At 32.4% G+C, this 20,096-nt stretch carries 17 protein-coding genes and 8 tRNA genes; 3 read left to right on the top strand and 22 right to left on the bottom strand.

Annotated elements, in window-relative coordinates:
* Window positions 1-74 precede the first annotated feature (74 nt).
* The 3 genes from A3M9_RS12975 to A3M9_RS0102050 all read right to left on the bottom strand — a co-directional run bounded on the left by A3M9_RS12975 (window position 75) and on the right by A3M9_RS0102050 (window position 5,222).
* Entirely contained in the window at window positions 75-1,556 is a 1,482-nt protein-coding gene (locus A3M9_RS12975; protein WP_051350550.1) for a PAS domain-containing sensor histidine kinase, read from the bottom strand.
* Between the two features lie 137 nt (window positions 1,557-1,693).
* Window positions 1,694-4,198 (bottom strand): YhgE/Pip domain-containing protein, encoded by a 2,505-nt coding sequence (locus tag A3M9_RS0102055; protein ID WP_027307727.1) that lies wholly within the window; start codon window positions 4,196-4,198, stop codon window positions 1,694-1,696.
* 457 nt (window positions 4,199-4,655) lie between these two features.
* On the bottom strand, window positions 4,656-5,222 hold the full coding sequence (locus A3M9_RS0102050; RefSeq protein ID WP_027307726.1) for a TetR/AcrR family transcriptional regulator: 567 nt from the start codon (window positions 5,220-5,222) through the stop codon (window positions 4,656-4,658).
* 149 nt (window positions 5,223-5,371) lie between these two features.
* On the opposite strand from A3M9_RS0102050, the gene A3M9_RS12970 reads away from it, so the two are divergent.
* From A3M9_RS12970 to A3M9_RS14055, 3 genes are all read left to right on the top strand, one after another.
* The gene (locus tag A3M9_RS12970; protein WP_051350549.1) at window positions 5,372-6,232 is read left to right on the top strand and encodes a polysaccharide deacetylase family protein; all 861 of its coding nucleotides are present in this window, start codon (window positions 5,372-5,374) and stop codon (window positions 6,230-6,232) included.
* Between the two features lie 92 nt (window positions 6,233-6,324).
* Window positions 6,325-6,582 (top strand): hypothetical protein, encoded by a 258-nt coding sequence (locus tag A3M9_RS14570; RefSeq protein ID WP_143290248.1) that lies wholly within the window; start codon window positions 6,325-6,327, stop codon window positions 6,580-6,582.
* Window positions 6,583-6,889: 307 nt separating this feature from the next.
* On the top strand, window positions 6,890-7,204 hold the full coding sequence (locus tag A3M9_RS14055) for a hypothetical protein (RefSeq protein WP_027307725.1): 315 nt from the start codon (window positions 6,890-6,892) through the stop codon (window positions 7,202-7,204).
* 40 nt (window positions 7,205-7,244) lie between these two features.
* Here A3M9_RS14055 and A3M9_RS0102035 read toward each other — a convergent pair whose 3' ends face one another.
* From A3M9_RS0102035 to A3M9_RS0101945, 19 genes are all read right to left on the bottom strand, one after another.
* The gene (locus tag A3M9_RS0102035; RefSeq protein WP_027307724.1) at window positions 7,245-7,973 is read right to left on the bottom strand and encodes a CPBP family intramembrane glutamic endopeptidase; all 729 of its coding nucleotides are present in this window, start codon (window positions 7,971-7,973) and stop codon (window positions 7,245-7,247) included.
* Between the two features lie 78 nt (window positions 7,974-8,051).
* Window positions 8,052-8,645, bottom strand: a complete 594-nt coding sequence (gene yihA / locus A3M9_RS0102030) for a ribosome biogenesis GTP-binding protein YihA/YsxC (RefSeq protein WP_027307723.1) — start codon at window positions 8,643-8,645, stop codon at window positions 8,052-8,054.
* 3 nt (window positions 8,646-8,648) lie between these two features.
* Window positions 8,649-10,958, bottom strand: a complete 2,310-nt coding sequence (lon, locus tag A3M9_RS0102025) for an endopeptidase La (protein WP_027307722.1) — start codon at window positions 10,956-10,958, stop codon at window positions 8,649-8,651.
* Between the two features lie 129 nt (window positions 10,959-11,087).
* The gene (gene lonB / locus A3M9_RS0102020) at window positions 11,088-12,767 is read right to left on the bottom strand and encodes an ATP-dependent protease LonB (protein WP_027307721.1); all 1,680 of its coding nucleotides are present in this window, start codon (window positions 12,765-12,767) and stop codon (window positions 11,088-11,090) included.
* Window positions 12,768-12,852: 85 nt separating this feature from the next.
* Window positions 12,853-14,148, bottom strand: coding sequence for an ATP-dependent Clp protease ATP-binding subunit ClpX (gene clpX / locus A3M9_RS0102015; RefSeq protein WP_027307720.1), 1,296 nt, complete (start codon window positions 14,146-14,148; stop codon window positions 12,853-12,855).
* Window positions 14,149-14,162: 14 nt separating this feature from the next.
* Entirely contained in the window at window positions 14,163-14,750 is a 588-nt protein-coding gene (clpP, locus tag A3M9_RS0102010) for an ATP-dependent Clp endopeptidase proteolytic subunit ClpP (protein WP_027307719.1), read from the bottom strand.
* Between the two features lie 50 nt (window positions 14,751-14,800).
* Entirely contained in the window at window positions 14,801-16,093 is a 1,293-nt protein-coding gene (gene tig / locus A3M9_RS0102005) for a trigger factor (RefSeq protein ID WP_027307718.1), read from the bottom strand.
* A gap of 111 nt (window positions 16,094-16,204) precedes the next feature.
* Complete coding sequence (locus A3M9_RS0102000) at window positions 16,205-16,531, bottom strand: hypothetical protein (RefSeq protein ID WP_027307717.1); 327 nt, start codon at window positions 16,529-16,531, stop codon at window positions 16,205-16,207.
* A 75-nt stretch (window positions 16,532-16,606) separates the two neighbouring features.
* Window positions 16,607-17,452 (bottom strand): ComEC/Rec2 family competence protein, encoded by an 846-nt coding sequence (locus tag A3M9_RS0101995; protein ID WP_051350548.1) that lies wholly within the window; start codon window positions 17,450-17,452, stop codon window positions 16,607-16,609.
* Window positions 17,453-17,454: 2 nt separating this feature from the next.
* A complete protein-coding gene (locus A3M9_RS0101990; RefSeq protein WP_027307715.1) occupies window positions 17,455-18,237 on the bottom strand; it encodes a sugar phosphate isomerase/epimerase in 783 nt (260 codons plus the stop codon).
* A 234-nt stretch (window positions 18,238-18,471) separates the two neighbouring features.
* Window positions 18,472-19,293: a hypothetical protein gene (locus A3M9_RS0101985; protein WP_027307714.1), complete on the bottom strand. Its 822-nt coding sequence runs from the start codon at window positions 19,291-19,293 to the stop codon at window positions 18,472-18,474.
* A 97-nt stretch (window positions 19,294-19,390) separates the two neighbouring features.
* Window positions 19,391-19,466: transfer RNA gene (locus A3M9_RS0101980), tRNA-Lys, on the bottom strand.
* A gap of 17 nt (window positions 19,467-19,483) precedes the next feature.
* Window positions 19,484-19,560 (bottom strand) — tRNA-Arg (locus tag A3M9_RS0101975).
* A 23-nt stretch (window positions 19,561-19,583) separates the two neighbouring features.
* A tRNA-Arg gene (locus A3M9_RS0101970) sits at window positions 19,584-19,660 on the bottom strand.
* A gap of 6 nt (window positions 19,661-19,666) precedes the next feature.
* Window positions 19,667-19,740, bottom strand: a tRNA-Gly gene (locus A3M9_RS0101965).
* A gap of 6 nt (window positions 19,741-19,746) precedes the next feature.
* A tRNA-Gly gene (locus A3M9_RS0101960) sits at window positions 19,747-19,822 on the bottom strand.
* Between the two features lie 9 nt (window positions 19,823-19,831).
* Window positions 19,832-19,907 (bottom strand) — tRNA-Phe (locus A3M9_RS0101955).
* A 4-nt stretch (window positions 19,908-19,911) separates the two neighbouring features.
* Window positions 19,912-19,995: transfer RNA gene (locus tag A3M9_RS0101950), tRNA-Leu, on the bottom strand.
* Window positions 19,996-20,001: 6 nt separating this feature from the next.
* Window positions 20,002-20,077: transfer RNA gene (locus A3M9_RS0101945), tRNA-Lys, on the bottom strand.
* Window positions 20,078-20,096: the final 19 nt, after the last annotated feature.

Below are 20,096 nucleotides of genomic sequence, written 5' to 3'. Positions count from 1 at the left end.
TTTATGATTAAAAAAGTGCCATAAATGCTATTTATGGCACTTTTTTGTTTATTTTGTTTTCTATAATACACTAACTATGAATATATATCTGAAAACTCAACCTCTATCTTTTCTACATTCATATTATGTTCAAATACCTCTGTCTCACCTACAGTATCTATTGTTTTTATAGGGATTGCAAAGCTAAACGTACTCCCCTCTCCCTCTACACTTTCAACCTCCACAAAACCTCCGTGAAGTTCAGTTAAACTCTTTACAAGAGATAGTCCTATACCACTTCCACATTTTTTACAATTATTTTCAATCTGCCTGTATCTATCAAAGATAGTCTCTATCTTTTCCTTTGGTATACCACATCCAGTGTCTTTAACGCTAACTTTAACATATTCATTTAAAGTCTTTACATAAACAATTATATTTCCTCCCTGAGGTGTAAACTTTATAGCATTTGATAATAGATTAAGAACTATTCTTTCAATCTTATCTGGATCGCAGGCAACAATCACTTCCTCCTCATCTGTATCAAAAATAATATCTATGCCTTGAGTCTTAGCATAATCAACAACAGACTGTACAATGTTTTCAACAATATTAACTATGTTGTAGTTGTTTAAATTTAGGTTTAAAAAATTAGCATCTATCTTTGTAGCGTCTATTAGGTTATTTATGAGCCTTAAAAGCCTTAGGCAGTTCTGCTTCATTATCTGCATATATTTATTAGCCGATGTATCTTGGTTAATATAATTTAGCATCTGCATTGAGGCTAATATAACATTAAGAGGTGTCCTAAGTTCGTGGGCTAAATTTGCATAAAACTCAGACCTGTTTTGTTCATTTTTATATAGATTATCTATGATAGATTTCATATCATCCGCTATATTTTTGTTTGTACTGCTAAGCATTAAACATAAACATAAATTTTTATTAAAATATGATAGTGGATGAAATAAAAGTGTTACTTCTTCATCATCTAAACTTTTGACTTTTACTCTTTTGTAGGACGGAATTCTCTTGTTTATTGAATTATAAAAAGTTTTATTTAGTTCATTAACATCTATATCTTCCACTAAGCTCAAAAGATTTTTATAGTCTATATCATATCCAACTATATTTTTAAATGAAATATTGGATTTAACTACTTGACCATTATTATCTAATAACATTAAAGGTAAGTGGATATTGTCTAAGGCTGATGTTAAAAGTTCTGCTTCATTTTGGGAAAGACTAATATGATTTTTGGTGTGATTGTTATGAAAATATGTATACATAATTGGAAGTGCTAAATTTAAAATTATCAAATCGTATCTTATTCCAGTTTGAAGTGTATTTATAGCAAAATATAGAGAAAATACAACTGCATTTATTATAAGATATGTAGAATTAAAAGTGTGCAATAAAATAATATAAAACAAATTTAAAATATACACAAATACATCTAATTTAACTCCCCAACCTATTTTTATTAAACCTAAAACAATTATTAAGTTTATTAATGGTTTTAGTAATTTTTCCATTTTATTTGCCTTATTTTTCATATAACACAATAAACCTTCCACAAAAATCCCCCCATATTTACTATATTATACATAAAATCAAAAATTCCTTCTTTTTAATTAAAAAATTAAAATATTTAAATGCAACAATAAAGAGAGATTTTTGTCTTCAGTAAAAAAGGCATAAGAGGTACATCCTCTTATGCCACCTGAGTGCTTTGTTTAATTTTTTCTAACCTTTGAGATATCTTCTCTAATCTATACTTTAGTAATATCGATACTATAATAGAAGCAATCATAAATGCTATTAAAACCACTACATCTCCTCTTAATACACCATAATCTATACCAGAGATAATCTCTCTAAGTGCCGATGTAGCATAGGTCATTGGAAGATATGGGTTTATTTTTACAAAGAAATTTGGAACAAGTTCAAGTGGGAATGTTCCTGCACAGGAAGTAAGTTGTAGCATTAAAAGTACAAGTGATAGGAACCTTCCTGCATCTCCAAATATCATTATTAATGCTTCTATTACTGATATAAACACAAAGGATAATAATATATTAAATCCATAGAATAGTACCAAGCTCTTAACTTCTAAGTTTAAAACGTGTATTAAAATAAAGCTTGATGCTACTGCCTGTAATATTCCAAGGAATGCAAATGTAATAAACTTACCAAATATTATAGCAGCTGGGTGTCCTTTAAATTCATCATCAACTTCACCAGAAACTATAAAGAACATTATAAGTGCTCCAACCCAAAGTGATAGTGGGATAAAATAAGGAGCAAAACCTGTACCATAGTCAGGAACGTGATTGATTGGCTGTTCATTTAGTCTTACTGGTTCAGACATAAATTTTGACATATCCTCTGATGAGAACTTCAATTTATTATTTATCTTATCATATCCTTCAGTTAATCCATCCTTTAATTCTAAAGTCCCATCAGCTAATTTATTTAATCCATCATTTAATCTTAGTGAACCATCATACAATCTATCTGTTCCACTATTTAATGAAACTAAACCATCATTTAACTTTGATGAACCATCATAAAGTTTTGCTGCTCCATCCTTTAGTGAAACTGTACCATTGTTAAGTTCTAATGAACCTAAATAAAGTTTGTTTAAGCCTTCACTTAGCTCTCCTGTTTTGCTCTCTGCCACATTTAATCCATCTCTTATCTTTTCTGCTCCTATCTTAAGCTCTGCAACTCCATTTGAAAGCTTTGCAACTCCTTCATTAGATGAAAGCTGTGCAACTTGCCCTAAGCCCATTTTTAATGATAACGCACCATTTTTTGCTTCATTTAAACCATTTAGTAATGCTGTAAGTCCTTGAGCTGAGCTTCTATTTGCTTCTGCAAACCTTTGTGTTCCTTCTGCTACTTGTTTTGTACCTTCCTTTAAAGTTGCAGTTGCTTGCACTAATGTATCCACAGCAACAGCCGATTCCTTAAGAGGTTTTGATAAATTTTGCTTTAGATTCTTTTCTTGAATTGCTGATAATACTAATTTTGCTTCATCTACCTTACCTGCATCTAAAAGTGCCTTTGCTGAATCTATCGCATTTGATACTTCATCTATACCTTGGGCTGCACTATTTAACTTTGTACCCATATTAAGTGCACTTACTTGTTCATTTAAATTTTTAGCACCATCTGCAACCTGATTTGCACCATTTGCAAGTTTATCTACATCTTTTTGTCCATCCTCAATTAGTGCCTTAAACTGTGAAACTCTGTTGACTATTTCATTTAATCCCGCTTCAAGTTTTATTGAGCCTTCATAAAGCATTTGAATTCCAGATTTAGCATTTAAAAGATTTGGTGCAAATACCGACATACCTTGAACTACCTTATCAAGTCCCTCTACTAAACTTGTCTGTCCACCCTTTAATGCAGTCAAACCATCCTTTAAATTTTTCGAACCATCACTTGCTGTTTTTAAACCATCTGAGAGCTTCCTAGAACCATCATTTAACTTTTCTGCACCATTGTTTAAAATACCTAAACCATCCTTCAATTGTTTTGAACCATCATTTAGCTTAACAATTCCATTCTTTGCCATCTTTAATCCATCTGACAGTTCCTTTGAACCATCCCTTAATTTTATTGCTCCATCATTAAGCTCTACACTACCGTCCTTTGCCTCTGAAAGTCCATCCTTAACCTCGTATAGGCTGTCAATTACAACCTTTGAAGCTTCTTCTGTAATTGATTTTGCAATTTCGTCCTTAAGTTCAAGCATTACTCTTGAGGACACCTGTGCTGCCAAGAAATTTTTCTTTTCATTAGGTATATAGATAAGCTCTGCTTTATCTATTTTTCCCTCTGACGCATCAGTTATCCTCTTTGAGAAGTCCTCTGGGATTATAACAGCTGAATAGTATCCTTTATTATTTAGCCCATCCATAGCTCTGTTATAATCTACAAATTCCCATTTTATTTTTGTGTTATCCTTCAGCTCATCTATTATATCATCGCCGTAATTTACTCTTTCTCCATCCTTTGTACTTCCCTTATCTAAATTTACCACCGCAACTGGCATCTTATCAAGTTTACTGTAAGGATCCCAGAAGGCATATAAGTATAAGAAGCTATAAAGAAGAGGCATTAAGGATACAACAATCACCGCTACCCGATTAAATCTGTTAGTAAACAAATTTTTTAAATCCTTCTTTGCAATTTTAAGTGCTCTCATTTTTTCACCTCCCTAATTATACTGGTCAGTATAATAATACATCTTTTATACTGACCAGTCAATATATTTTTATACTAATTAGTTTAAAATTTTATGTATTTTTTGTTAATACATTTTTTTACATAAAAAAAGAGGTAAACTAAAGTTTACCTCTTATCAGGCTGTTGAAAAAGTTATATATTAATTAGCCCCATGAAGGATTTCTTAGGCATTCGTTCTACGGCTTAAGCAATTCTAAGCTTTTCTTTGTTTGAAAAAGTCCTACCCTCGCGATGCCATCGTCCTGATGGCCGCTCGGCTCGGCACGTCCTGTGCCGAATTACGGACTTTTCCAAAGTCGAAAAGCTAAGAATTTCTAAAGCTCATGAAAGAGCCTTTTGAAATCCTTTCATGGGGCTTTTTCAAAATTCAGCTAACAAGTAGGTTTGTCAACAATCTAAAAGAGATATACATAAGTTTATCTCTTCCCTATACCTCTCATTATAAATTCAATAGTCTCCTCAATTATATCATTTGCATTCTTATCCTTATGTATTAAGCTATATACTACAGTTGAAGCCATTATTCCAAAGAAGTTATATACCTTAACCTTTATATCAGTTCCATCTATCAATCCTGCATCTGCAGCCTCCTGTAAATAACCCTCAATAAGATTAAAATATCTATTCAATATCTCTCTTAATTGATTTTGTCTATCTTCATCTCCCCACATTTGGCTTAATATAGTCTTAAAAAACTCTATATATTTTATTACTAAATCTAATTGAACTTTACATACCATTCTTAATTTTTCAATGGGATTTTCTAAGTGTTTTGTCTTATCAATTATTTCTTCCTCCATCATTTTTAGACCTTCATCTATTATAAACTTAAAAATATCCTCCTTGCTTTTAAAGTGATAATAGAGGGTTCCTTTAGCAACACCTGCTGTTTCAGCAATCTCATCCATTGTAGATTTATGATAACCCTTTTGTGAAAAGGCCTTTATTGCTGCCTCAAAAATTATCTTTTTTGTCTTATTCATATCATCACCTCTTCCTTAGTAGTACAAGTTAATTATTACATATTTTTTGTATTTAGACAAGATAGTCTAAAAATTTTTATTATTCTAATTGTTATTTATTTATTGTCTTCTAAATATATTTTATTAGATAGCATTTTGGAGGCGTTAAATTGTATTTATTTGTATTAAAAATAATACTTTTATTAACACTTAATTTTAATAACATATATCAAATTAGTACAAAATGTATTGAAGAATATATAGTAAATAATCAAAATTATAAATTCAATTTAGACCAAATTTATGATTATAGGGAAGATAAATTTTACATAAATATTCATTATGTAAAGCTGAATAATAGACAGATAGCTTCGTCTTCTACTCTCCCATTAATAACAATCAAAAAAGAAAAGCATAATAGCCATTCTAAAGTAATATACCTAACCTTTGATGACGGCCCAAGCAAACTAACCCTTGATATACTTAAAGTTTTAGATGAACATAAAGTTAAAGCTACATTTTTTGTTGTTGGAAATAAAGTTAAACAATATCCTGAAATAACTAAGGAGATACGCGAAAAGGGACATATATTAGCACTCCACTCCTACTCCCACGACTATAAAAAAATATACAGTGATTATGAAAGCTTCATAAATGAAATGGAATATACACAAAATCTAATATATGATGTTACAAAATATAAATCATACATAATTAGATTCCCGGGGGGAAGCTATAAAAGGCTTAATATGGAATTTTATAATTTATTAAAGGAAAAAAATTATAGAATATACGATTGGAACATCTCCTGTGGAGATGGAATAGGTAAAAATAAAGATGTTGAAACCATATATAAAAATGCAACAGATTATGGAACTCATTCAAGAATAATACTTCTTATGCACTGTAGACAAAGTGACAATGCAACACTATGTGCCCTTCCTAAAATAATTGAGTTTTATAAAAAAGAAGGCTTTAAGTTTGAAACATTAGATAAATGTGAAGAAGATTATATTTTCCCATTCAAGTAGGTTTCCACCTACTTTTTTTGTAACCAAAATTCAATTTAATACATAGATTATTATTAGAAATACATTAATTCGACAAGGAAGAAGGTGAATATATGGATATATCAAATTTATTATCCTGCTGTCCAACAGGTCAACCAACAAATACTAATACTTGGGCATGGTTTTTAATACTTTTAATAATATTAGGGTATGGAAATCAGGGATATGGATGCTCGTGCAGAAGGTGCAGAAGAAAACATCATCACTGTGATAACTTCTTTGGAGGAGATTCCCTATTTGCTCTACTAATATTAGCATTGATATTCCTGCTTTCCAAATCCCCATGCACCACTACCACAACAACTTGTTAATATCCTATAGGTAAAGGGGGGTTTGCTATGTCAAAGAAATGTTGTGGTCTCAACAATATGTGCAGCTTAATAATCCTACTTCTTATCCTATTACAATTTGGCAGAAGAGGACCTGGCTGCCATAATGACAGTCCAGTAGATTGCATCGGAGGAAATACTACAATTGACAACAGCGTTCTATTCGTAATTGTACTCTACTATCTAATTTGCTGCGGCTGTGGCAAGAAGTAATTAAATGCTGCTAATATTAGAAGCATATGGGGATGGGAATCCATCCCCATACATAGAAATTTAAGGAAGTGATTAGATGGGTCACCACAAAAAACACCATAAACATAAGCACCACAACCAAGACTTAAATAATCAACTTGATTTAAATAATGTTGATATGTCACAAATTCAAAACATAATGCAAAACATTGATATGAATCAATTAAGTGCAATGTTATCTAATCTAAACCTACCACAAGGGCAAAGCAATATCAATTTACCACAAAATAATCTAACCTATCCACAAAACAACGTAATTGCCGTATTATCTGCTCTTAAACCCTTCCTACCAGAGCATAGGTCAATGATAATTGATAGAATAATTGAGAGTTTGTCAAACATACCATTTTAGAAAAAAAGCCTTAAACAAAATTTTGTTTAAGGCTTTTTTTCTAAAATAGCAATGCAATACCTACATTATTAAGTATTTTTATCGCTACAAGTACTATTGATGATGTGAAGTTAGTTATAAAGTGGTTTAGAACTGCCGCTTTATATCCATATTTTTCATAAAATATACAATTAACAACCCCAAGAGAAAAAGTAGCAATTGAACTTACTAAATTAAAGTGTAATAGCATAAAAAGAGTACTTGAAATAAGTACAGCTATTGTTTTTCCATATTTTCTACTAAAATTATGATAAATAATATGTCTAAAAATAAATTCTTCAACATAAGGAGCAAATAAATTGATTACAAACATCAAAAATACCAACTTAATCCAACTTGAAGTTTGAATCATATCAACGATTGTCTGTTGTTTTGGTTCAATTCCAATCTTTACTAAAAATATTGCAAAAAGTGCAGTAATAAGCATTGTAATAAATTTAAGAGCAAAACTAAATAAAATTATCTCAAACTTTTTATCCCCTAAGGGTTTTATAAGCTTATTTTCTTCTTTGTTACCCCTTTTTTTCTCCTTCTGTAAAATTAAAAGCACTAATACAAAAGGAAAAAGATTTTGTGTAAATAAAGACAATACAACATAAAAAATAAAAATTATAACTACATATTTCTTTTTTGTTCTATTTAAAATTTGTCTTCTAAAAACCATCCAAGGTATTAATATTATTATAAAAAAAATAATCAATTCCTTTATTAAATCTAAAAAACTTATCATAGTTTTATCCCCCAAAACCAATAAATTCATATAAGATTAATTATCTAAAAGGTGCTATAATTATAGCACCTTTTAAGTTTATTCAATTATACTACATTCATTTTTAATTATATCCCATAATTCGTCCTTACCTCTTTTAGTTTCTGATGAAAAGAGTACAAATCTTTCTTCCTCCGTTAATTTAAGAGATTTTTTTATGAGTGGTACCTGCTTCATTAGCTGATTATTGCTTAATTTATCAGACTTAGTAGCTACAACCACTACCTTTTTTCCAGTCTGCCTCATCCACTCAAGCATTAACTTATCATCCTGCGTAGGTTCGTGCCTTATATCAACAAGCAATATGACCAATCTCAACTCATCTCTTCCATTTAAATACCCCTCAATCATTGCACCCCATTTTTTCTTCTCTTCTTTAGAAACTTGGGCATATCCATAACCTGGAAGGTCAACCAAAAATAATGCATCATTTATATTATAAAAGTTAATTGTTCTTGTCTTACCAGGCTTACTACTGGTTCTTGCTAATGCTTTTCTATTAACAAGTGCATTAATTAGGGAAGACTTCCCAACATTTGACCTTCCTGCAAAGGCAACCTCTGGGTATCCTTTAGTTGGATATTGAGATTTTAGTGCCGCAACACATTCAATCTCTGCTTTTCTTATTATCATAAATTACCTCCTTAGTGCAATTTCCAGCACTTCTTCTACTCTTTCAACGAATTTAAATTCAATTTTTTTCTTTATGTTTTCAGGTATCTTTTCTATATCTTTTTTATTATCCATAGGTAAAATAACTGTTCTTATTCCTGCTCTATAGGCAGCAAGTGCCTTTTCCTTAACCCCTCCTATAGGTAAAACACGTCCTGTTAACGTAATCTCCCCTGTCATTGCGACATCGCTTCTTACTGGTGTCTTAGATAGAGCAGATACCATTGCTGTTATCATAGTAACGCCTGCTGATGGTCCATCCTTTGGAACAGCACCCTCTGGTACGTGAATATGTACGTCCATATTTTTATAAAAATCTTCATCTATATTAAATTGCTTAGCGTTTGCTCTGACAAAGCTATAACCGGCTCTTGCTGATTCCTTCATTACATCGCCTAATTTTCCTGTTAGTTCAAGCTTACCAGTACCAGCCATTGGAATTACCTCAACAGGAAGAGTGTCCCCACCATATGCTGTCCAGGCTAATCCCATAACAACACCTATTTGATCCTTCTTGTTCATCTCTTCGTATTTATATCTTGGAGCTCCAAGATATTTTGCTAAGTTTTGCTGAGTTATCTTTATCTTCTTTTCTCCATTTTCTAAAATTTCAATAGCTGCTCTTCTGCAGATTGTACCTATTTTTCTCTCAAGGTTTCTGACACCTGATTCTCTTGTATATAGATTAATAACATCCTTTATTGCCTTGTCACTAAAGCTAATAATATCCTCTTTAATACCATTTTCTTTTACTTGTCTTGGAATTAAATAATCCTTACAAATATGTATTTTTTCTTCATCTGTATAACCAGATATTTCAATTACTTCCATTCTATCTAAAAGTGGTCTTGGAATTGTATCTAACGTATTTGCTGTTGTTATAAATAAAACCTTCGATAAATCAAATGGGAGTTCTATGTAATGATCTCTAAAGCTATGATTTTGTTCTGCATCTAAAACCTCAAGCAATGCATCTGCTGGATCTCCCTTAAAGTCTGAACTCATCTTGTCTATCTCATCAAGTAAGAACACAGGATTCTTTGAACCTACCTGCTTCATACCGTTTATTATTCTTCCAGGCATTGCTCCTATATATGTTCTTCTATGTCCTCTAATTTCAGCCTCATCCCTTACACCACCTAAGGACATCCTAACAAACTTTCGTCCAAGTGAATTTGCGATTGACCTTGCAATAGATGTTTTACCTACCCCAGGAGGACCAACTAAACATAATATAGGCCCCTTCATACTCTTATTTAACCTTGTTACTGCAATATATTCAAGTATTCTCTTTTTAACATCTTCAAGTCCAAAGTGTTCCTTTTCTAATACTTCCCTAACCTTCTTAATATCTTCTACATCCTTTGTTTCTTTACTCCAAGGTAGGTTTACAACCCAATCTAAATAGGTTCTTATAACACCTGTTTCCGGTGATTGTGAGCCTAACTTTTCCATTCTTGATAGTTCATATAATGCCTTATCCTTTGCTTCCTTTGGCATTTTTGCCTTATCTATCTTCTTCTTATAGTCCTCTATCTCTGCTTGTATACCATCTCTATCTCCTAATTCCTCTTGAATTGCCTTTAGTTGCTCTCTTAGATAGTATTCCTTCTGCATCTTATCTATTTTTTTCTTAACCTTTGCACTTATCTTTCTTTCAATTTTTAATATCTCTATCTCTCTTGCTAAAATCTCAAGAAGCTTAGTTAATCTCTCCTTTGGTTCTATTGCCTCTAAAAGTTCCTGTCTATTTTCCTGTTTTATAATTAAATATGATGTTATAACATCTGAAAGTTTACTTGCGTCATCTATATCAATAACTGTTTCTATAACATCTTCAGGAATTGTTGGGTTTAATGATATGTACTCCTCAAACTCATCTAAAACTTGCCTCATAAGTGCTTCTATTTCAACACTTAAATTTACCTTCTTTTCTTCAAACACAACAGCCTTTGCCTCAAAATAAGGTTCAGTTTGGGTAAATTCTAAAACTTCTGCTCTATTTATACCCTCAACAAGAACTCTAATATTATCTCCTGGAAGCTTTAGTATTTGTTTTATTTTTGATATTGTTCCAATTTTGTATATATCATCAAAGTTTGGATCTTCAACCTTTAAATCCCTCTGTGTAACAAGTAAAATTGTTTGATCATTAACCATAGCCTCTTCTAATGCAGCAATAGACTTTTGTCTTCCTACATCAAAATGAAGAACCATATGTGGAAATATAGTCAATCCTCTAAGCGGTATAAGAGGTAATTTAACTTCTGTCATATAATCAACTCCTTTCAAGGCCGTTTCAATTAATATATTATAACCTATAACATACAATTTTTTCAACTTTTCTTTTACTCTACAAAATTAAAGGTATGCTAGTATATGCATACCTTTATATTATTATTTTTATAAATTACTAGCTGTCAATATACCTATATCAGATATTTCTTTATCGATAATAACTCGTTTGTTTTCATATATTATTGCATTTTCTATAACTTCTCTTATATGCTCAACTGGAACTATCTCTATATCATATTCTTTAAAACTGTCCTGATAATTGTCCTTTGGTATTAATACCTTTTTTACGCCTGCTCTCTTTGCTGCTTCAATTTTTGCAAGTATACCTCCAACTGGCTTTACAAGCCCTCTTATTGAAATTTCGCCTGTCATTGCCACTTCGTTATTAATTGGCAATTTAGTAATTGCACTATATATTGCTGTTGTTATTGTAACTCCTGCTGAAGGTCCATCTACCGGCATTCCACCTGGAAAATTAACGTGAATATCATATTGACGCGTATCAATATTAAAACATTTTCTTAAAACAGTCAATACATTTTCAACTGAACCCTTAGATGTGCTTTTTCTCTTATATTTTTTGCCGTAGGATCCTGTCTCCTCCTCATCTATTATTCCATTTACAATAAGTTTTCCACATAGTCCCTCCTGTTTTATGGCAACTGCCTCTACCTCAAGAAGTGTACCCATATTAGGTCCATAAACTGCAAGACCATTAGCAAGGCCTATTTGTGCCTCAACCTCTATTTTTTTATCTGGTCTTGGTGAATAATTCCCGCTTTCGATTACCCATTCAACATCCTGAGCAGTAATGTCTTTTCTCTTTTCATTGATTGCTATTCCACCTGCAATTTGAATTATATTAACCGCCTCTCTTCCATTTGTAGCATACTTACTTACAAGTTTTGCAGCATCCTTTGATATTTCAAATCCACCTTTTTTTGCTGCGTTCATTGATATCTTTTCAATTTCATCCTGTGTTAATGCTCTAAAGAATATTTCGACACAACGGGAACGAATTGCTGGAGGAATATCCTCTGGATTTTTAGTAGTAGCACCAACAAGTCTAAAATCTGCTGGAAGGCCATTTTCGAATATGTCTCGTATATGCACAGGTATGTTGGGGTCTTCTGATGAATAATAAACACTTTCAAGATATACCTTTCTATCCTCTAAAACCTTTAGAAGTTTATTCATTTGTACTGGATGCAGTTCTCCTATTTCATCTAAAAACAAAATACCACCGTGTGCCTTTGTAACTGCACCAGGCTTTGGTTGAGGAATACCTGCAACACCAAGAGGTCCTGCTCCTTGATATATTGGATCGTGAACAGAACCAATTAATGGATCTGCTATACCTCTATCATCAAATCTTACTGTTGTTGCATCTACCTCAACAAATTTTGCATCCTGCTTGAAGGGAGATAGAGGGTTCTTTTTTGCTTCCTCAAGCACAAGCCTTGCTGCTGCTGTCTTTCCTACTCCTGGAGGACCATATATTATAACGTGTTGTGGATTTGGGCCACAAAGTGCTGCCTTAAGTGCCTTTATTCCTCTATCTTGACCTACAATATCCTCAAAGGTTGTTGGCCTTGTTTTCTCAGAAAGTGGCTCTGTTAAGCTCGTTGTTCTCATTTTATAGAGCTTTTCGAGTTCCTTTTTACTCTCCTTCTCGATATATATTTTGCTGCTCTGTTGATTTTTTAGAGCATTGTAAAAATAGAGTCCTATTATAGCTGTAAAAATTAAATTAACAATAACCAGCAGCTGTGAAGCATATGCCATATTATCCCCTCCTTTGTTTAAATATAGTATGTGTTTATAATTTCTTTTTATTCAAAAAAAAGAAAAGTGGCTAAAATTAGCCACTTCAAGAAACTATCTCATTTTTTAATTTATTTTTTTTAGAAGTAGTTTTTTTTGCCTTTTTTAAATTTTCTCCAACTATTAAAGTAGGTGGTTGCTTCTTTTCAATCGTGTCAAGAGTAACTATACACTTTGCAACATCATCCCTTGAAGGAATGTCAAACATTATATCTAACATAATTTCCTCTATTATAGCTCTTAATCCTCTTGCACCTGTTTTTCTCTTTATAGCTTCATCTGCTATCTTATAAAGAGCCTCTTTTTCAAACTCAAGCTCAACACCATCTAATTCTAAAAGCTTTTGATATTGCTTTATTAGAGCATTCTTTGGTTCTGTTAGTATTCTAATTAACGCTTCCTTATCAAGTTGATCTAATGTAACCACAATAGGTACTCTACCAACAAACTCTGGTATCATACCAAACTTTAATAGATCCTCAGGAAGAATATTCTTAAGAAGTTCTCCTACATTCTTTTCCTGCTTGCTTTTTATTTCTGCACCAAATCCCATTGAATTAGTGTGAAGTCTCTTTTCGATAATCTTTTCTATTCCGTCAAATGCACCGCCACAGATGAATAATATGTTAGTAGTATCTATCTGTAGAAATTCTTGGTGAGGATGTTTTCTTCCTCCCTGTGGTGGAACGTTTGCAACTGTTCCTTCTAATATTTTAAGTAGTGCCTGTTGTACTCCTTCACCAGAAACATCCCTTGTTATTGAAGGATTATCAGACTTTCTTGCAATTTTATCTATTTCATCTATATAGATGATACCCTTTTCAGCTCTTTCTATATCATAGTCTGCATTTTGTATTAGCTTTAAAAGTATATTTTCAACGTCTTCGCCAACATATCCTGCTTCTGTTAAAGTTGTAGCATCTGCTATTGCAAATGGTACATTTAAAAGCTTTGCAAGTGTTTGAGCAAGAAGTGTTTTACCTGAACCTGTTGGCCCTAATAAAAGTATGTTGCTCTTTTGAAGCTCAATGTCTTTGTTTTTTATCTTAGGCATATTTATTCTTTTGTAGTGATTATACACAGCAACCGATAAAGCTTTTTTTGCTTCTTCTTGACCTATAACATATTGGTCAAGGTATTCCTTTATCTCCCTTGGTTTTGGTAGGTCTGTGTATTCAACCTCCTGCTCTTCAAATAACTCTTCTTCTATTATTTCTGAGCAGAGATCTATACATTCATCACAAATATAAACTCCTGGACCTGCTATTAACCTTTTTACCTGTTCCTGTGTTTTACCACAAAAGGAACATTTAAGTTGTTTCTTGTCATCTATTTTTGGCATTGTTACACCTCGCATTACTTACTCTTCTTTATTATAACATCGTCTATAATGCCATATGCCTTTGCTTCCTCTGCTGTCATAAAATAATCTCTTTCTGTATCTTGTTCTATCTTTTCAATAGGTTGCCCTGTTCTTTGGCTTAAAATTTCATTTAATCTCTTCTTTATTCTTAAGATATGTTCTGCGTGAATTTTTATGTCTGTTGCCTGACCACGTGCACCACCAAGTGGTTGATGTATCATAATTTCACTGTTTGGAAGTGCAAATCTCTTTCCCTTTGCACCTGCTGCAAGTAGGAATGCACCCATTGATGCTGCCATACCAACACATATAGTTGAAACATCTGGTTTTATATACTGCATTGTATCATAAATAGCCATACCTGATGTTATTTGGCCACCAGGACTGTTTATGTACAAGTATATATCCTTATCTGGATCCTCAGCCTCTAAAAATAGTAGTTGTGCAACAACTAAACTTGCAGTTTGATCATTTATTTCATCAGATAAGAAGATAATTCTTTCTTTTAAAAGCCTTGAATAAATATCGTATGATCTTTCACCCCTACTGGTTTGTTCAACAACAATTGGTACCAAACTCATATTCATAACCTCCTTTTAATGAAGGCTAGCGTATGCTAGCCTTTTATATATTATTCTGTAACTTTGCTATTGTTAACAAGAAACTCAACAACTTTGTTGTTAACTATTTCTTCTTCAATCATATATCTTTCAGTCATTAAAATTGCTTGTTTCATCTTTTCAACGTCATCCTTTGAGTACATCTTAGCTATTTCTTCTGCTCTATTTTCAACCTCTTCATCTGTAGCAGTTATGTTTTCTGCCTTTGCTATAGCTTCTACAACAAGATTTATTTTTACTCTCTTCTTTGCTACTTCCTTGAAGTCATTTCTTAATGCTTCCATTGTAATTCCAAGCATTTCTACATAGCTGTTAATATCCATTCCTTGATATCTTAATCTGTAATCTAAATCCTTTATCATATAGTCTATTTCGTGTTCTACCATAACTTCTGGTATTTCAACTTCACAAGCATCTACTGCCTTAGTTAAAACTTCTTCTTCTAAATCTCTCTTTGCTCTTTCTTCGTTTTCCTTTTGTAGTTTAGCCTTTATATCATTCTTTAATTCATCAAGTGTATTAAATTCAGATACTTCACTTGCAAAATCATCATCAAGTTCTGGAAGTTGCTTTACCTTTATTTCCTTTATAGTAACCTTAAATAGTGCTGGTTTTCCCTTTAGTTCTTCAGCGTGGTAGTCTTCTGGGAATGTAACATTTACATCAACTGTTTCTCCAACCTTTGCACCAACAAGTTGGTCTTCAAAGCCTGGAATAAATGTTCCTGAACCTATTGTTAAATTGTAGTTATCAGCCTTTCCTCCTGGGAATGCAACACCATCTACAAATCCTTCAAAGTCGATAACTGCTATATCGCCATTTTCAACTGTTCCTTCTTCCTTTGTTATTAGTCTTGCATTTCTTTCTCTTAAAGCATTTAGTTCTGCCTCTATATCAGCATCTGTTACAGGATATTCAATTTTCTTAACTTCTATTCCTTTATAATCTCCAAGTTTAACTTCTGGCTTTACAACAACTTCTGCAGTATATACGAAATCTTCTCCCTTGCCAATCTTTACAACATCTATTTCTGGTCTATCTACAGGTTCAATGTTATTTTCCTTTATTGCTACTGGATAAGTTTCGTCTAATATGTAATTGATTGCATCTTCATAGAAAACGCCTTCTCCATAGTACTTTTCTATAACTGCCTTTGGAGCCTTTCCTTTTCTAAATCCTGGTATATTGAATTTTGATGCATTCTTTCTGTATGACTTTTCTACTGCTTCATTAAATTTTTCACTTGAAACTGTTATTTCAAGCTTAACCTTATTATTTTCTAATCTTTCTACCTTTGTATTCATTTTACTTCCTCCTATTCAACTTTTTGTTCTTCCTGTTGCTATATATAAACAGCCTTTTATTACAGTTTAACATTGTAATAATAACACAATTAAAAAATAAGTTCAATAGTATCACAGAATTATTTGACCTTTAGAAAACCTCGCAATAACTTTATCCTTTGGTAATTTTACATTTTCTTCACTTAATACCTCTTCCTCTGCACTATTTAAAAGGTTCTCGTCATAATATTTAGAGGCATTGAACACTCTAAACCCTATACATTTTCCATTTTTATCAACTATATCAACCATATCAAGTATCAAGGATGCTGCTTCATCGAAGTCGAAATCTCTTTTAATCTCGCTAGTATCTTCTGAGTAGGAGGCACAAACTTCTGAATCCTCCATTTCAAAGTATAAACTAACTATGTCGTGCATTCTGTCATAATAAACCTTCAAAATATCACCCACAATACAAAATATATTATCCCTTTACATTATATCCCATAATACATAAAAATTAAACAATTTAATTTATTTTTTTGTCCATAAATTATATCCATCTGTTTCAAATATAATGTCTCCTACTTCATCAGTTCTAAAGTATTTAATCCCTATCTTATTTAAAAGGGATATGGTTTCTCTATGGGGATGCCCATAACTATTATCCTTACCTACTGATATTACGGCATATTTAGGATTTACCTTTTTAATAAATTGTACCGATGAAGAGGATGAACTGCCGTGATGCCCTAATTTTATAACATCAGCCCCTACTTCATATCCTTTTTTTAGTATTTCTCCTTCAGATAGCTTTTCAGCATCGCCCATAAATAAAAATGCCCTGCTTTTATATTTTACTCTTACTACTACAGAATAGTTGTTTAATTCTTCATAATAATTTTCATTAGGAGCTAATAGTTCAAACTCTACACCATCTACATCAAATTTAATGCCTGCCTTTGCTGGTTTTATTTTAATGTTTTTCTTTTTTATTTCTTCCATCATACTTATGAAAGTTTTAGTATTTGTCGTAACCTTAGGCATATATATATTATTAATATTATAGTTCTTTATAACATCGTCCATATTACCTATATGGTCTTCGTGGGGATGTGTAGAAATTAGCACCTCTATATCCTTAACTTTATTTTTATCTAATTTGTTTAAGAAACTTTCTCTTACACTATTTGAACCTGAATCAATTAATATATTTTTTCTATTAGGTGTCTGAATTAAAATAGAATCACCTTGACCAACATCTAAAACTATAACCTTAAGATACTTTTCTATGTTATTTGATGGTTCAATATTTGATTCTATGCAGCCTGTAAAAAACAAAGTAAATATAATTATAAGACAACTTAAAATTCTTTTCACAGTTATACCTCCAAGTTTTTCATATATTCAAAGCTTTTCTTTATTTCGTCAAAGTCTCCATAATTATCCCTATAAACCTCAATAATATACTGACAGTCTTTATTTAAATTTTGTGTTTTATTAATTACTTCTTTAAAATCAAACCCACCATAGCCAGGTAGCAAACAATCACAAAATTCGTTTGAATCAGATATGTGTACATTTACAATCCTATTTTCATATACATTTAAATACTCGTCTATATTTCTACCACTTCTTATAGCTTGCTTAACATCTAAAGTAAAATAGAGCTCTTCCTTCATATTTTCCTTAACAGCTTGTATAAACTTAGGATCATTTCCCATACACCAAGAAACATTTTCCCAAGCTATATATACATCATATTTCAAAGCTATTTTACATAAGTTATCCATAACCTCTGCTGTCCACTTTATATCCTTAATCTGTTTATTGTTTCTTTGGCCGTGAAATATATAATATTTTGCTCCAAGCTTTTTTGCCGCTCTGCAGGCTAATTCAAACTTTTCCTCCATCTCTTCCCTTCTTCTATTATAGGCATCAAATAGGAAAGGTTCATAGGATGCAGGAAATGGATGTACTGTGTTTATACTTAAGTTATATTTTTTAATGTTTTCATCTATCTTTAAAAGTATTTCTCCTGTCATCTCAGTTGCTGATTCAAAAAACACCTCACATAGTTTAAATCCTATGCTACTTATAATTTTTAATGTGTCTTCTGTCAATACTTCTGGATAAAAACAAGCTGTTGAAATACCAAAGTTCATAAATTCCTCCTAAAAAATTTATCATTTAAATGTATAATTCCCAAATTTAAAGGTAATATTAATTAATGTGATGAATAAGTTAAAAAGGCAATCCCAATCTCCTGTTTGTTAACTCCTGTTTCGTTCTGTTATAATGCTGCCAAAACCAATCAAAGGGGTTGCCTTTTTTACATCACAAAAACATTAAATAATCATTAAAAATCCTCTATATCTATAGAGGACTTTTATTTATATTTACTTTATCTCCTTTAATTTATACTTCCCCTTTTCTAAAACAAAAGTTTTACCATCTGAAATTATTCTTAAACCTTCATTTTCATCAAATCCATCGTATTTTATATTATTAATATCATAGGATAATTCACCTAATCTTACTAATCTTGTACCATTATAATTAGCATACCATATAAATATTCCTCTTTTAGTCAAATTATACGGAAGCTTTGTTAAAAATACTACTTTGCCATCAGACGTAAAATGTGGCTTTTCTGCCCATATATAATCCTTCTGCCTCTGTAGGACCTTATCCTTTTCAAATGTATATTTAGATGTTTTTAAAGTTTTTAGAGTTATGTCTTCATATGTTCCATCTATTGAATATACGATTATATTTTGGTTTTCTTTATCATCAAATACAACCTTTGTTCCATCCTTTAAAATATCAAAGTCAACATTAACTCCTTCTGATTTTACCTCAACAAATTTTTTTACACCATTTTCATCTCTATATACAACTTTAAACTGCCTCTGTGAATTAGATATATATATATATTCCTTTAATGTTTCATCTACCTTGTTTTCATTATTTGGAGTATCCTTTATCTCTTCTTTTTTATTTTCTCTATTTATATTCTCATCTTGTTTTATATCCTTTTGCTGCTTCTTTAAAAAACTAAACTTATCAGCAATATTTATGTTAATACCTCTTTTATTAAATTGATACTTTGTATAAAAGAAGGCTGCAAAAATTATTATTAATATAATTAATGTTATATTGATTCTTCTTCTTCTCATCTGTTCCTCATAATTTTTACTAAAGATACTTGGTCTTCCCAAAGTTATCTCCTCCCTTAAATTGTTCCATCATATGCTATTATACCCTAACTTTCAAATAAAAAAAAGCACAAAAAAGCCTTCTTTGAAGAAGGCTTCTTGGTGGGCCATCGGGGACTCGAACCCAGGACACCCTGATTAAGAGTCAGGTGCTCTACCAACTGAGCTAATGGCCCATATTCTGTATTCTTACTGGTGCGCCCAGTAGGACTCGAACCTACGACCTCCAGATTCGAAGTCTGTAACTCTATCCAACTGAGCTATGGGCGCACGAACTTGCGCCATAGATAATATGGTGCGCCTTGAGAGATTCGAACTCCCGACACACGGCTTAGAAGGCCGTTGCTCTATCCAACTGAGCTAAAGGCGCATATCNTGGAGCGGGTGATGGGAATCGAACCCACACAACCAGCTTGGAAGGCTGGGACTCTACCATTGAGCTACACCCGCAAATTTTGGAGCGGGAAACGGGACTCGAACCCGCGGCATTCACCTTGGCAAGGTGACGCTCTACCAACTGAGCTATTCCCGCATATAAAATTGGTGGCCAGAGCCGGAATCGAACCAGCGACACGGGGATTTTCAGTCCCCTGCTCTACCTACTGAGCTATCTGGCCAAGATGGTGCGGGCGGAGGGACTTGAACCCCCACGCACTGGGCACTAGATCCTAAGTCTAGCGCGTCTGCCAATTCCGCCACGCCCGCATATTATGGTGGGCCATCGGGGACTCGAACCCAGGACACCCTGATTAAGAGTCAGGTGCTCTACCAACTGAGCTAATGGCCCATATATATTAGCCTTACGG

It is taken from the genome of Caloramator sp. ALD01 (genome assembly GCF_000472625.1).
Lineage (GTDB): Bacteria > Bacillota > Clostridia > Clostridiales > Caloramatoraceae > Thermobrachium > Thermobrachium proteoclasticum.
The sequence above is the reverse complement of the archived record's forward strand: the minus strand, read 5'-3'. Positions and strand labels throughout refer to the sequence as shown.